Source organism: Streptomyces sp. NPDC030021 (assembly GCF_055574035.1).
Window position 1 is genome coordinate 115,520 of the sequence record NZ_JBVIAH010000009.1, and the last position, 13,963, is coordinate 129,482.

A 13,963-nucleotide genomic window follows, 5' to 3' on the forward strand; every position below is an offset into this window, starting at 1 on the left:
AGAGACCCCCAGGTTGTCGGGGCACTCGAGTACGTCCAGTACACGAGTGCCCCTCCGCCTTGCGATGCTTCCCTTAGGACTGGAATCAGAATGAGTTCTCCGGGACGCGGGAATGTCGAAGCGTCAGTTCGCGTTGATGCGGCCCGGAGCGGGTGGTTACGGCCGAGACTCGTGGTGGGCGCAAGCCATGGGAGGTTGACGATGGGCTGTGGGAGCGTATCGAGCCGCTGTTGCCGGCGATTGAGCGACGCTTCCGGTACCCGGGGCGTCGTCGGCTCGATGACCGGCGAGTTCTGTGCGGCATCCTGTTCGTGCTTTACACCGGCATCCCTTGGCGCCCTCTCCCGCAGGAACTCGGCTTCGGCTCCGGGATGACCTGCTGGAGGCGACTGCGGGACTGGAACGAGGCCGGGGTCTGGCAGCGTCCGCACGCGATGCTGCTGGCCGAACTGCGGGTGGCTGGCATATTGGATCTGTCCCGGGCGTCGGTCGACTCGAGCCATCTGCGGGCGATGAAAGGTGGTGCGGCCACCGGCTCGTCCCCGGTGGATCGGGGCAAGACCGGCAGCAAGCATCATGTGATCGTCGAGGCCCACGGCATCCCGCTGGTCGCCACGCTGACCGGCGGCAACCGCAACGACGTGACCCAGCTGATCCCACTGATCCGAGCCGTCCCGCCGATCCGAGGCAAACGCGGCCAACCCCTGCGCCGCCCGAGGTATCTCTACGCCGACCGCGGCTACGACCACGAGAGCTACCGCGACCAGGTCCGACGGTTCGAAATCACCCCGCACATCGCCCGCCGCGGCACCGAACACGGCTCCGGACTCGGCGTACACCGCTGGGTCGTGGAAGGCGCCATCGCACTACTGCACTGGTTCCGCCGCCTACGCATCCGCTGGGAGATCCGCGACGACATCCACCAGGCCTTCATCACACTCGGTTGTGCCGTCATCTGCTGGCGGCAACTGAGGACCTCGCTCTGATCCCAGGCCAAAGTAAGGTGACATCCCATGTCGCGAACTCACGCCAAGCAAAGCGCAAGGAGGCGGAATGCTCGCTAACTCGTCGGCGCTGGCGGCCGGAAGGCGTCATTCGGTGGGACGGCGCTGGGATGGAACCGTTCTCGCAGTGGGCAAAGCCGCAGCGGCTGAATGTCGTGTCGAGCGATGGGAAGACGTCGTCGCGGTGGCAGCTGGCAACGTCCATACCGCGACGAACACGGGCAGGTCTCATACGGTGGGACTCCGCTCGGACGGCACGGTGCTGGCAACGGGGTGGAATGGCGATGGCCAATGTGATGTCGCCGGATGGCGAGGCGTCACGGCCGTGGCCGCAGGTTGGCGCCGCACGCTCGGGCTACTCGCGAATGGCTGCGTGCTAGCAGTTGGCCGGAGTTCAGAAGGGCAGTGCGACGTGCAGTCCTGGCGCGAGATGGTCGTCCTCTCGTGTGGTGACTGGCACTCGGTCGGCGTCCGGTCGGACGGTTCTGCACTGGCCGCAGGGAGCAACCGACGACGGCAGTGTGCTGTTGAAGGGTGGCGTGACCTAGCCACCATTTCGGCTGGGTATCTCCATACCGTCGGCCTCAGAGCCGACGGGCGAGCAGTAGCAACCGGAGACCGGGCAACCGGGGCGTGCGAGGTCGATGAGTGGGAAGACGTGGTGGCGCTCAGCGCGGGCAGCTACCACACCGTCGGGGTCACTGCGTCCGGACGGATCCTCGCAGCGGGAGACAACAGCTACCGACAGTGCGAAGTCGGCGATTGGCGCGACATTGTCGCCGTGGCGGCCGGTTCAACGCACACCCTTGGCCTGCGTGCCAACGGCACAGTCGTGACCGCAGGGAACAATGCCGACAGACAGTGCGAAGTCGATGCCTGGTCCGGAGTCCAGCTTCAATAGCCCTCAGGACCGTGCCAACGCAAACTGACCTGCTGTCATTCCCCAGCCTTGAAGACCTCATTCTGATTCCAGTCCTTAGGCCCTGCGGGCCTGGGGAGACCCCATGCACCGGACGACCGGCAGAGGGTGGTGCTGCGCATGCGCATCGCCCCGCCGGCTCCGGCCCAGGCTCCGAGGAGACTGCCGGCCAGCAGGTTGACCGCGACGGGCCGGTGTGCGGCGACATCGGCCGGCGGGACCGGGGCGAGGCGGGCGGGCGGGCTGGCCATGGGACCGGGACCACCACCAGGCTCACCGCCTTGTTCAGGATGACGGCTGAGGCCGTGGTGCCCGCTCCTGCAGACCGACCCGACCAGAAGCACCTGCCCGACGAGATCATCGCCCTGGTCAACCTCCGCGAGCATCGGACCGCCCGCCCGGCTGCCGGCGTCAGGCTCGGCGGCAGCGATCTTGAAGTTCGGAGATGACGGCCTTCTCGCGCGCGTTGACGGGGCCGTCCACCGTGGCCACCCGGTCGGCCACGTCGAGGAGGTCGCTCAGATCCCCTGGCTCGGCGTCCAGGCGTCGCCACACCTCGGCGGGATCCATGTCGACCATGTGAGCGAGCCGTTCGTCGACCACCTGATGCCGATCCCGGACCAGCCTCACCAAGTGCCGCATCAACAGCGTCTCGTCGTCGGCGATCTTCCGGTCCGCCGTGATGACGAGCCACGCGACCCACAGCGTCAACTGCGGGTGCCGGCTCCGCTCGCTCAGGCCCTCGGCGATTTCGATCACCCGAGCCTCGTTCCGGAAGACGGCCTGCGCGTGCCGCCCCGCGAGCAGCGTCGTGTAGCGGTTCAACACCACTGCGAGGGGGACGCCGACCGCAGGGATACCGATCTTGATGACGTTGCGTTGCAGGAGATGCTTCCCGACGACGGGGAATCCCTTCGCGGCGGTCAGGACCGTTCCGGAGTAGAAGCGCTTGATCACCGGCCGCACGAAGACCGGGACCGCCTTGACCACGCCTTCCCGGACCACTTCCCCGCTCTTGATCGTGAAGGCCACGCGAATGAGCTTCCACATGTCATCGGGGTCGGACAGGTCGAGCGGGACCCGGTAGAGGACTGCGATGTCGTAGGCCAGGCGGAGCTGGAGCCGGGTGATGAACGCGACGTCGACCATGACGGTCGCGACGGCTGCCGGGAACGTCGCCGGCGAGGCACCACCGAGGCTCCCGATGGTGGCGGCGACGGCCGCCGAGTAGGCACCGGCGGAGAGCCCGCCTTCGAGCGCGGCGTACCGGGCCGCCATCTTGATCCGCTGCTCGACTATGGCATCCGCGGGTACGCCCTCGTACCGCTCCTGGAAGTACTGCCAGTTGACCTTGGCGGTGTAGGAGCTCAGGGCCTGGGCGCTGAGCTTGGTGAACCAGCCGCCCGACTTGATGTCGTCCGCGCTCAGCCCTTTGATGAACTCCCGCAGTTCGGCCCGCTCATGCTCGACGGCCTCCCGATTGGCGTCGTCTCCGCCGGCGTCGGTGGCGTCGATCAGAGTTTCGGTCATGGCGAGTCCTCCCAGGCGGTTCAGCGTCCCGTCAGGTTGTCAGGTTTTGAACAACACCGCTGGCGTCTCGGCACGATGAGTCCGCGACTCGGTGACTCGGTGACCACCACCCGTCGCTGAACCGCAACGCTCCCGCAATCGGCATCTGGTACCGCCCCGGGCCCGCAGCGCCGGATCTCGCCGCGGCCCTTCCGTCCCTCGCGCCGGCGCAGAGGATCTGGCTCGCCAAGGCCATCCTCGCCACGTACGGGACGCACCCGCGACGGCCCGGTCCGGCATGCCGTGGGTGCGGTTGGTGCAGTCCTCGGCAGGATCGGCTCACGCCTCGGGCGCGGTGCGCCCGAAGTCCCCTCGGGGTGCTCCGGGCGCAGGCGGCGGGTCAGCCGTGACCGGGTGGCGTGGCGCCGATCATCTCTGCCAGCACGGTCCGCCGGTCCTCTCCCGCACGTGCGCGGAGAGGACGGGCCAGGCGTGCGCTGTCGTAGTGCCAGCGGTGATCGAGGTCCCGGGGAACTGTCTCGGCCGTGTGGAAGTCCGCGCGGGTGCCGAGCAGTTCCGTGAGGTCCTGTGCCAGGTCGTGCCAGGACACGTGGCCGCTGCACGCGTTGGCGACTCCGTGCACGGGCCGGTCCAGGCTCTCGGCCACCGCGCGGGCCAGGGCGGCTGCGTGCACCCAGGCGGCTCCGTACCAGCCGTGTCCGCCGGTACCGGGACGGGGCAGGTCGATCGGTCGGCCCTCGCGCGCGGACTGGTAGAGCGTGCCGATGGCACCCCAGCGCAGCTGTTCGCGCAGCCGGTCGTGCGCGCCCCAGACGAGCGGTGACCGTACGGCGCTCGCACCCCCGCGTCCCTCGGTCCCCGCGGCGCGCAGCAGCATGGCCTCGCAGTCGAGCTTGGCCCGCCCGTACGGGCTGACGGGCTCGTGGGGCGGCGCCTCCTCGGCGACCCGGTCCGTCCCGGGGTGCCCGTAGGCGTCGACGCTGCTGACGAAGACGAACGGTCCGCGCCGCCAGGCGTCGACCATCGTCTCCATCGCCGCCAGGTCCACGTCGTGCCGGGTGAAGGTGCAGGCTGCGTGGACGACCGCGTGGGCCTGCGCGACGGCGTCCCGCAGCCCTGCCAGGTCACCGAGGTCGCCTTCGATGACGTCGACGCCCTCGGTGGCGATCAGATGGGCGGACTCGGGCCGGGCCAGAGCCAGCACGGGCCGTCCCTGCGCGGCGAGTTCACGCACGACGAACGCGCCCACGCCGCCCGTCGCGCCGGTGACCAGCACCGTGCCCGGGCGGATGTCCCGGGAGCGGGGGGCCCGCCTGCTCGCGGTCTTCGCGGCGCTCTGCTGCGCCGCCCGTTCGTCGAGGAGCGCGGTCAGCGCCCGGGGCGTACGGGCCTGGAGCACGTCGAGGCCCGTGAGCGGCAGTCCCAGGTCCGTACGCAGCCGTTCGGCGAGCTGAACGGCTTTCAGGGAGTGGCCGCCGAGGGCGAAGAAGTCGTCGTCCGGCGACGGGGAGACACCGAGCACAGCGGTGAAGGTCTCCTTGACCGCTGCGGCCCGGGGGCCGGACGGGGCGTTCGGCATGGACGGCCCGGGCAGTCGGGCGTGGTCGAGCGGCCCGGCGGCCGAGCGCGGCAGCGCGTCGAGCAGCGTGACCGTGGCGGGCACGGCCTCGGGCGCGAGCGACCGGCGCAGCAGGCCCAGCAGTTCGTGACCGGACGGGCCGATGCTGTCGTGCAGGACGGCATAGGCGACGGGCGGCCCTTGCTCGGGCCGGACCACCGTGGCGTCGGCGACGCCCGGGTGGGCGCGCAGGGCCTGCGCGGCCGGGTGGCGGTCGCCCGGGCCGGCACCGTCGTTCGAGGCGGAGCCGTCGCCCGGGCCGGGGAGGGGCAGCTTGCTCAGGGCGAGTTCCGGGTCGGTGGCGACCGCGTGGAGCAGGGCCGCGTAGTCCCGTACGGCCGCCTCCGCCACGGTGTCGTCCAGCGCGTTCGGGTCGTACTGGACGAGCGCCTGGTGCCGGGCGTCGCCGCCGCCCGGCACCAGGCCGTAGGACAAGGTGAACTTGGCGCCGTCGGAGGGGATGTCGACGTACTCGGCCGACGTACCCGGCAGCCGAAGTACGGTCGGCTCGCCGAGGACGTCGGAGGTGACGCGGACCAGTGCGGTGCCGTCGGCGCCGCGCGCCGCGGCGCCGAGGCGTTCGAGGACCAGGTCGAAGGGGATGTGCCGGTGGCGCTGGGCTTCGAGGAGCGCGGCGCTCACGCGGCGCAGCAACTGGGTGAAGGACGGGTCGCCGGAGACGTCCACCCGTACGGGCAGGGTGTTGACGCACAGGCCGACCAGGCCGCGCATGGCGGTTCCGCTGCGGTGGGTGCCTGCCACGCCTATGACGAGGTCGTCGTCGCCGGTGAGGCGGTGCAGTGCGGCGAAGGCCGCGGTGAGCGACACCGCGAAGAGCGTGGCCTGCCGCTGTGCACCGAGCGCCCGCAGGGCGTCGGGCACGGTCGGCGCCAGGGGCGCGAGATGCGCGGCCCCGGGCCGTGCGGCTCTGGCCGGCGCGGCCGCCGCCGGCCGGGGCAGGCCCGGTGGGGCGGCGTCGGCCAGCAGGTCGCTCCAGCGGTTCAGTTCCGCCTCGAAGCCGGGCAGGGCGTCGTGCTCGCGGCGCGCGTGGTCGGCGTACTGCGGCGGTGCGGCGAGTGCGTGCCGACCCGTTCCGCCGGTGGCCGCCGTGTAGAGGACGGCGAGTTCGGTGGCCACGGTCTCCAGTGAGGCGCCGTCCACGGCGATGTGGTGGAACGTCAGCAGCACGGTGTGGTCCTGCGGGCCGTGGCGCAGGACGAGCGCCCGTACCGCGTCGCCGGCGGCGAGGTCGAACGCCCGGCCCGTCTCGCGCCGCAGCAGCTCCGGGGCGTCCGTGGCGTCGGTGTCGACGACGTGGACGGGGACCGTCCGGGGCGTCGGGAGCACCTCCTGGCAGGGCTCGCCCTCGTGCTCCGTGTAGCGGGTGCGGAGGATGGCGTGCCGGGCCACCAGCTGGGTGAGGGCGGTGGAGAAGGCGGCCACATCGAACGGTCCGCGCACACGGGTGGCGAACGGTACGTGGTACGAGTCGCCCGCGCCGCCGAGCCGCTCCATCAGCCACATGCGGCGCTGGGCGCGGGAGAGGGGAACGCCTGCGGCCTGCGGGGCGGTGGTGGTCGTACCGGAGGGGGTGGTGTCCAGCGGTGCGTGGCCGTCCTGACCGGCGCTCGCACCGGGGGTGGGCGCGGCCGTCGCACGCCGGGCGGTTCCGGCGCGGGCCCGGCGCAGCAGCTCCTGCTGGAGTTGCTGCCTGCGGTCACGGGCCGCGGAGTCGGTGTCAGTGGACATCGCTGTGCTCCGGGGTCTCGGGGTGGAGGTCCGCGTGGGCGGCCAGGAGGGCGCGTTCGACCAGCGCGGCCTGCGCGGCGACGGTCGGGGCGGCGAAGAACTCGGCGAGGGACAGTTCTACGCCGAGTTCCTCGCGCAGGTCGTCGGTGACGGCGAGGGCGAGGAGGGAATGGCCGCCGAGGAGGAGGAACTCGTCGTCGGCGCGGGTGACCTCGTTGCCCAGTGCCTGGCTCCACACCTCGGCGACGGCCTGTTCCAGCGGTGTCATCTTCGCCGCCGGCTCGTCGGCGGGCCGATCCTCGCCGGCGTGCGCGCGTGCGGTGAGTGCGCGCCGGTCGACCTTGCCGGCCGGGGTGAGGGGCAGCCGTTCCAGCACGGTGACCGTGTCGGGAACCAGGTGGGCGGGCAGGACCGCGGTCAGCCGCTCGCGCAGCGCCGCGCCGTGACGTACGGGGCCGGGCGCGGCGACGACGAACGCGACGAGGCGCGCCTCGGGGGTGCCGGGGCCGTCGACGGTGACGGCGGCGTCGTCGACGTCCGGCTGCTCGCGGAGGGCGTGTTCGACCTCTGCGGGTTCGATGCGGAAGCCGCGGACCTTCACCTGGTCGTCGTTGCGGCCGTGGAACTGGAGGATGCCGTCGGGCCGGAGGGAGACGATGTCGCCCGTGCGGTAGAGCCGCCCGCCGGCTGCGGGATGCTCGACGAACCGTTCGGCGGTGAGTGCGGGCAGGCCCGTGTATCCGTGGGCGAGCCTGCTGCCGCCGATCCACAGTTCGCCCCGGTCGCCGTCGGCCGCCGGGTGGCCGTCGGCGTCCAGGACGTGTGCCGTGGCGCCGGAGATGGGCCTGCCGATCGGTATCTGCCCCTCGCAGTCCTGCTCGGTCACCCGGTGGGCGGTTGCGAAGGTGGTCGTCTCGGTCGGCCCGTAGGCGTTGACGAGCTCCAGCCAGGGGAAGGCGGTGAGCACCTCACAGGCCTGTGCGGCGGCCATCGCCTCGCCGCCCACGACGACCGAGCGGAGCTGGGCGAAGACGCGGGAGCGGCGTGCGGCGAGCTGGTGGAAGAGGGCCGTGGTGAAGAACGCCACCGTCACGCCGTGCCGCTCGACGTGCCGGGCCAGGTCCTCCAGGGAGGGCCGCTGCTCGGTGCAGACGACGACCGCGGCGCCGTTGGCGAGCGCGGCCCAGACTTCGAACGTCGAGGCGTCGAAGGTCATGGGCGAGTGGAACAGGACGCGGTCGCGGCCGGTGAGGGTGACGTAGTCGGGTGCGGTGACCAGCTCGGCGATGGCCCCGTGCGGCACGAGGACGCCTTTGGGGCGGCCGGTGGAACCGGAGGTGAACATGATGAAGGCCGGGCTGTCCGGGTCGGACTCGTCGACCGGCCGACCGGCCGTGAGCGGCTCCTCGGGCAGCGCGAGGACGGGTCCGGGGAGGGTGGCCGCATCCAGCAGCTTCGCGTCGCCGACGGTGAGCTTCACCTCCGCGTCGGCGATCATCGCCTCGGTGCGCGGGCGGGGCTGGGCGGGATCGAGCGGCACGCACACGGCTCCCGCCAGCCACAGCCCGAGCTGTGCGACGACCGTACGGGACGATCGCGCCGTCAGGAGCGCCACCCGGTCGCCGCGAGCCACGTCGTGTGCGCGCAGGTGTGCCGCGAGGGCGTGGCCGGCCTGGAGGAGACGGCGGTACGTGAGGGTGGTGTCGCCGTCCACGACGGCGAGGGCGTCGGGGGTGAGTTCGGCGTGCCGCGCGACGAGCGCCGGCAGGGCGGTGGAGGGTGTCATGTCAGGCTCCTTCCGGACGCGGGGTCCGGCGCTGGTCGAGGAGGGCGGCGAAGGAGCGCAGATCGGTGCTGCGCAGCAGCTCCGGGGCGCGCAGGCGTACTCCGGCCGCGCGTTCTACGGTTGCCAGCAGCCGTGCGGCGACGACGGAGGTGCCGCCGGCGTCGGTGAAGTTGTCGCCGAGGACGATGCCGGGCCGGCCGAGGAGGTCGCGCACGGTCGCCAGCACGAGCCGCTCGGAGGCGGTGATGGTGGCCGTGTCGGTGGCGTCGGCGAGGTCGTCCGTGGCGGTGGTCCTGGGCGGCACGGGTGCCGTGGCCTGGGCTGCCTGGGCTGCCTGGGCTGCCAGGGCGGGCCGGTCCACCTTGCCGTTGGCGTCGAGCGGGAAGCCGTCGACGATCCGTACGGCGGTGGGGACGGCCTGCTCGGGGAGCCAGGACCGGACCGCGTCGAGGAGGTCGCCGCTCGCGGGTTCGGCGCCGTCGGCGGGCCGTACGTGTGCGACGAGGCGGCCGTGGCCGGAGCTGTCGCGCAGCACGGTGACGACGGCGGTGCGCACCCGGGGGTCCTGCTCGAAGGCGGCTTCCACCTCGACCGGTTCGATCCGCACCCCGCTGATCTTCACCTGGTCGTCGAGGCGGCCGAGGAAGTCCAGGCTGCCGTCGGCGTTCATCCGTACCCGGTCGCCGGTGCGGTAGAGGCGGTCGGTCGCGGGCAGCGCCAGGCCCTGCGGAGGCGCGGTGAACCGGCGTGCGGTGAGTTCGGGGTCGAGGTACCCGAGCGCCAGACAGTGGCCGCCGACGCGCAGTTCGCCCTCCTGCCCGCGGGCGACGGGGCGGCCTTCGTCGTCCGTGACGACGAGGGTGACGCCCGGCAGCGCGGTGCCGATGGGCGGCGGGGTCGGGTCGCCGGCCTCCGGGTCGGTGCCGCGCATGGTGTGGGTGGTGGTGACGACGGTGGCTTCCGCGGGGCCGTAGGCGTTGTGGACGGTCGCGGTGACGTCGGCGGCGGGGCGGCGGCGCATGCGGTCGCCGCCGACGACGAGGTGACGCAGCTTCAGGTCCTGCGGCCAGGGCCGGTCCAGGAGCGGTTCGACGGTGGGAGTGGCCGCCACGGCGTGGGTGAGGGCGGCGTCCCGCCACCAGTCGGTGAGCAGGTGCGAGTCCCAGCGGGTGTCGTCCGGGGCCGGGACGAGGGCGGCGCCCGAGGTCAGGGCGGCCCACAGTTCCAGCAGGTGCGGGTCGAACGCGACACCGATGAGCAGGGACTGGCGGTCGCCCGGCGCGAGGCCGGTCTCGGCCCGGTACCAGTCGAGGGCGACGGAGAGCGAGGACTCGGCCACGGCGACGGCCTTGGGGCGGCCGGTGGAACCGGAGGTGAGGACGGCGTACAGGGCGCCTTCGGGCGCGCGGCGGGTGCCACGGACGGAGTCGGCGAAGGCCGCCACCGCGGTGGCGGGGGCGTTGACACCGCCGGTCGGCAGCGGCAGCAGGGCGTGCTCCCCCTTGCGGTGTTCCCCGGGCAGGACGGCGGGGTCGCCGATGAGGCAGGCGACGTCGAGGTCCTCGGTGACGGCCTGGATGCGGCGCTCGCCGGGGCGCGGGCCGAGCGGCAGGTAGACGGCGCCGAGCCGGGCGAGCGCGACGGCGGTCACCACCAGGGCGGTGGACCGGTCGAGGCAGACGCCGACCAGGTCACCGGGCCGGACGCGGTCGGCCAGATCGGCGGCGACCAGCGCGGCCGCCGCGTCGAGGTCCTGGTACGTCCAGGTCTCCGTGCGGTCGATCACTGCCGGCGCCTGCGGGGTACGCCGGGCCCAGTCCTCGAAGCGGGCGAGCACACGGGTCGGTTCGGCGGCGGGGCCGTGGGCGACGCTCGGCATGGATCCGGCGTCGAGGGGCGTGGCGGGAAGGGCGGGCACGGTCGGGGACTGGATCATCACGACTCCGTGGAAGGGGCGGTGGTGGCGAGGGCTTCGGCCTGGTCGGCGAGCACGGGGTTGCGGAAGAGCACCTTCAGTGGCGGGCGCGTGCCCAGCCGGGGCTCCAGCCAGGCGGCCAGCTCGGCGGCCAGCAGGGAATGGCCCCCGCTGTGGAAGAAGTGGGAGCGGGCGTCGAAACGGCTGTGGCCGAGGACCTTGCGCCAGCCTTCCGTGAGCAGAGCCGTCATCGGATCGTCGGACACGGGGGACACGGCGGGCACGGCGGTGGTCGCGGGCTCGGTCTCCGAGCCGGTGCCGGGCTCGGGCGTCGCGCCGTCGTCGGGGTCGAGCGCCGCCGCTCGGCGGGACAGTGCCGTACGGTCGGGCTTGCCGCCGGCGAGGGTCGGCATGGTCTCCAGCCGTGCCCAGCGGGCGGGCACGAGGGGGCCGGGCAGGCGGCGGCTCAGCTCGGTGTGCAGCGCCTTCTCGTCGAAGGCCGCGCCGTCGGCCCCGTCTTCGAGGAAGCCGACGAGCCGGGGCCCGCCGGGGTTCTCCCGGTCCAGTACGACGGCGCAGGACCGGCCGCCCAGTACCGCGGACGCGGCCGCCTCGATCTCCTCCAGCTCGATGCGGTAACCGCGCAGTTTGATCTGGTTGTCGCGCCGCCCGAGGAAGTACAGCAGACCGTCCAGGCCGCGGTAGCCGAGGTCGCCGGTGAGGTAGACGCGCTGCCCGCCGAGTGCGTCGACGGTCACGAACCGGGCGGCCGTCGCCTCCTCGTTGCCCACGTAGCCCTCGGCGAGACCGGGTCCGGCGACGGCGAGTTCACCGACCGCGCCGGACGGCAGCGGGCGGTGGTGTGCGTCCAGGACGTGGATCCGCTCGCCCGGCAGCTCGGTGCCCAGGGGGATCTCGGATCCCTCGGCGAGGGCGTCGCGGGAGACCTCGTGGACGGTCGAGCTGATGGCGGCCTCCGTGACGCCGTACACGTTGAGGACGGTGGCGTCGGTGTCGGCGAGGACGCCGCGCAGGGCCTCCACGGGAAGGCGCTCGCCGCCGAGGACCAGGAGCCTGGGCACCCAGCTCCCGTCACGCAGTGCGGGACGCAGGTCCTCGCGGGTGGCGAGGAAGTAGCTGGTGGGCAGGTTGGCGACGGTGACCCGGGCGGATCCCAGCAGTTCGGCGAGCTCCGCGCCCGTGGGCACCTCGTACTCGGGCAGGACCAGGCACGCACCGGCGTGCAGGGCCGGCAGCACCTCTTCGAGCGCCACGTCGAAGGACGGCTGGGCGAACATCAGGACCCGGTCCGAGGTGGTGAGGCCGAACCGGTCGGCGGCCGACGTCAGATGGTGCACGAGTGCCGCGGGGCCGACGGTGACCGGCTTCGGCAGCCCGGTGGAGCCGGAGGTGTGGATGACGTACGCGGTGCCGGGAAGTGCGGCGGTTCCGCGCGCGGGAGGCAGGACCGGGGCGTCGATCCGGGACGTCGGCAGTGCTTCCGGCAGGGCCGGGGTGCCGTCACCGGTGAGGACCAGCGCCGGGGCGAGCCGCTCCAGCAGCAGACCGAGCCGGGCGGGCGGATCGGACGGGGACAGCGGGCAGTAGACGGCGCCGGTCCGCAGGCAGGCGAGCAGGGCGACGACCGAGTCGGTCCCCCTGGGCAGGACCACGGCCACCGGCCGGCCGGGCGTCACACCGGCGGCGCGCAGTCGCCCGGCGAGCGAGGCGACGCGATCGTCGAGTTCGCCGTAGGTGAGACGGCGGGCGCCGCACAGCAGGGCCGGCTGCGACGGGTGGTGCGCGGCGACGGGATCCAGCGGATCGCGGTCGGCCGGGACGGGCACGGGCTCGGCGGCCGGCTCCACGGCGGTCGGTTCCAGGTCGGCCAGCGGGGTCTCGGGGCTGTCGAGATAGGCGCGCAGCAGGTCCAGGAAGCGGCCGGAGAGCAGCCGGGCGACGTCTTCGCCGAAGAGGTCCGTGTCGTAGTCCCAGACCAGCGTCATGCCGGGCGAGCCGTGGCGCGGGGTGACGCCGCGCCGGTCGTCCGGGAGCAGGACCACGTCGAGGTCGAAGCGGGTGGTGCCGGTGTTGAAGCCCTCGAAGAGGGTGATGTCGAGGCCGGGCACGTCGATCTCGGGCAGCGGCGCGTCGTGGGCGCTGAACATGACCGAGAAGAGCGGGTTGTCGGCGCCGGAGGTGTGCATGCCGAGCGCCCGGGTCAGCTCCTGGACCGGTACGTCCTGGTGCGGCAGAGCCCGGATGAGGGTGTCGGTGACCTCGTCCATGGCGTCCTGGGCGGGGGCGGCGCCGTCCAGGTCCAGCGGCAGCGGGATGGTGTTGACGAACATGCCCACGGCGTCCTCGTAGCCGAGGGGGCGGTTGCCGACGGCGGTGCCGATGACCATCCGGGAGCGGCCGCTGTGCCGGCGCAGGAGTTCGGCGAACAGGCCTAGGAGCGTGGAGAAGGGGGTGAGACCGCGGGTACGGGCGTGCGCGCGCAGGCGTTCGGTGAGATCGGCGCCGATCGTCTGGCGCAGCTGTCCGCCGTGGTGCCCCCGGCGGGCACCGGGGCGGGTCAGGCCCGGCAGCGGCAGGTCGTGCTGCTGGTCGCGCAGTTCGGCCCGCCAGAAGTCGAGCGATTCGGGGGCGTACGCGGCCTCGGCCCGCTCCCGGACGTGGTCCGCGTACGAGGAGGCGGGCGGGAGCTCCAGGGTCTCGCCGAGGACGTGGGCACGGTAGACGCGGAAGACGTCGTCGAGCAGGATCGCGAAGGAGTGCCCGTCGTGGATCAGGTGGTGCTCGACGTGGACCAGCCGGTGGTGGCGCTCGGCCAGTCGCACGAGCGTCCAGCGGATGAGCGGTGCCTCGAAGGTGTCGAGCGGCGTCTCGGCCTCGGTGCGCAGGAGGCGGGCGAAGGCCGCCTCGGGGTCCTCCTCGGTGCTGAGGTCGACCGTGTGCAGCCTCGGCGCACACTGCGACGCGACCCGCTGGGCCGGTACGGACCCGGTGGAGGCGACGAGTTCGAGCCGCAGACCGGGGTGGCGTGCCAAGGTGGCGGCGAGTCCGCGGCGCAGCGCCTCGATGTCGAGCGTGCCCCAAAGGTCCAGTGAGGCGGTGAAGTTGTAGGCGCGACTGCCGGGCTGCATCTGCTCGTGCAGCCAGACGATCTCCTGCGAGGAGGAGAGGGGAAGCATGGGCGATCCCTGAGGTTGTCGGGTCGGTCTCCGGTGCCGGGCACGGTCGTGTCCGGTGGTCGTGCGGGCGGCTACGCGGGTCGCGCGGTGCCGCTGACTACGTGGGGGATGCCGTGGGGGAAGCTCGGGGTGCGCGGCGGCGTGGGGATGCGCCGGGTGCCGGGCGGTGCGGGCGGCGCCGGGTGCCGGGCGGCGCGCCGGGTACGCGTGAGCGCCGGTGCGCCGCGCCGCGGGAGCGGACGCGT

The 13,963-nt window shown here is 72.9% G+C and carries 7 protein-coding genes; 2 read left to right on the plus strand and 5 right to left on the minus strand.

Annotated features, from left to right (window positions below):
- The first annotated feature begins 152 nt into the window (after positions 1–152).
- Positions 153–986: an IS5 family transposase gene (locus tag ACZ4YL_RS19730; RefSeq protein WP_468117905.1), complete on the plus strand. Its 834-nt coding sequence runs from the start codon at positions 153–155 to the stop codon at positions 984–986.
- Positions 987–1,053: 67 nt separating this feature from the next.
- Positions 1,054–1,905 (plus strand): RCC1 domain-containing protein, encoded by an 852-nt coding sequence (locus ACZ4YL_RS19735; protein ID WP_468117906.1) that lies wholly within the window; start codon positions 1,054–1,056, stop codon positions 1,903–1,905.
- A 429-nt stretch (positions 1,906–2,334) separates the two neighbouring features.
- On the opposite strand, the gene ACZ4YL_RS19740 is transcribed toward ACZ4YL_RS19735, so the two are convergent.
- The 5 genes from ACZ4YL_RS19740 to ACZ4YL_RS19760 all read right to left on the minus strand — a co-directional run bounded on the left by ACZ4YL_RS19740 (position 2,335) and on the right by ACZ4YL_RS19760 (position 13,718).
- Positions 2,335–3,453 carry a hypothetical protein gene (locus ACZ4YL_RS19740; protein WP_468117907.1) on the minus strand — a complete coding sequence of 373 codons (1,119 nt, stop codon included), beginning with the start codon at positions 3,451–3,453 and terminating at the stop codon, positions 2,335–2,337.
- A 379-nt stretch (positions 3,454–3,832) separates the two neighbouring features.
- The gene (locus ACZ4YL_RS19745) at positions 3,833–6,820 is read right to left on the minus strand and encodes a condensation domain-containing protein (RefSeq protein WP_468117909.1); all 2,988 of its coding nucleotides are present in this window, start codon (positions 6,818–6,820) and stop codon (positions 3,833–3,835) included.
- Entirely contained in the window at positions 6,810–8,606 is a 1,797-nt protein-coding gene (locus tag ACZ4YL_RS19750; RefSeq protein ID WP_468117911.1) for an amino acid adenylation domain-containing protein, read from the minus strand. The genes ACZ4YL_RS19745 and ACZ4YL_RS19750 overlap by 11 nt, the downstream gene beginning before the upstream one ends.
- 1 nt (position 8,607) lies before the next feature.
- Positions 8,608–10,542 carry a non-ribosomal peptide synthetase gene (locus ACZ4YL_RS19755; protein WP_468117913.1) on the minus strand — a complete coding sequence of 645 codons (1,935 nt, stop codon included), beginning with the start codon at positions 10,540–10,542 and terminating at the stop codon, positions 8,608–8,610.
- Positions 10,542–13,718, minus strand: coding sequence for a non-ribosomal peptide synthetase (locus ACZ4YL_RS19760; RefSeq protein WP_468117915.1), 3,177 nt, complete (start codon positions 13,716–13,718; stop codon positions 10,542–10,544). Before ACZ4YL_RS19760 ends, ACZ4YL_RS19755 begins: the two co-directional genes overlap by 1 nt.
- Positions 13,719–13,963: the final 245 nt, after the last annotated feature.

Excerpts from the sequence above, each read along its gene's own strand:
- ACZ4YL_RS19735 (WP_468117906.1), top strand. The coding sequence starts at position 1,054 with ATGCTCGCTAACTCGTCGGCGCTGGCGGCCGGAAGGCGTCATTCGGTG.
- ACZ4YL_RS19740 (WP_468117907.1), bottom strand. The coding sequence starts at position 3,453 with ATGACCGAAACTCTGATCGACGCCACCGACGCCGGCGGAGACGACGCC.
- ACZ4YL_RS19745 (WP_468117909.1), bottom strand. The coding sequence starts at position 6,820 with ATGTCCACTGACACCGACTCCGCGGCCCGTGACCGCAGGCAGCAACTC.
- ACZ4YL_RS19750 (WP_468117911.1), bottom strand. The coding sequence starts at position 8,606 with ATGACACCCTCCACCGCCCTGCCGGCGCTCGTCGCGCGGCACGCCGAA.
- ACZ4YL_RS19755 (WP_468117913.1), bottom strand. The coding sequence starts at position 10,542 with ATGATCCAGTCCCCGACCGTGCCCGCCCTTCCCGCCACGCCCCTCGAC.
- ACZ4YL_RS19760 (WP_468117915.1), bottom strand. The coding sequence starts at position 13,718 with ATGCTTCCCCTCTCCTCCTCGCAGGAGATCGTCTGGCTGCACGAGCAG.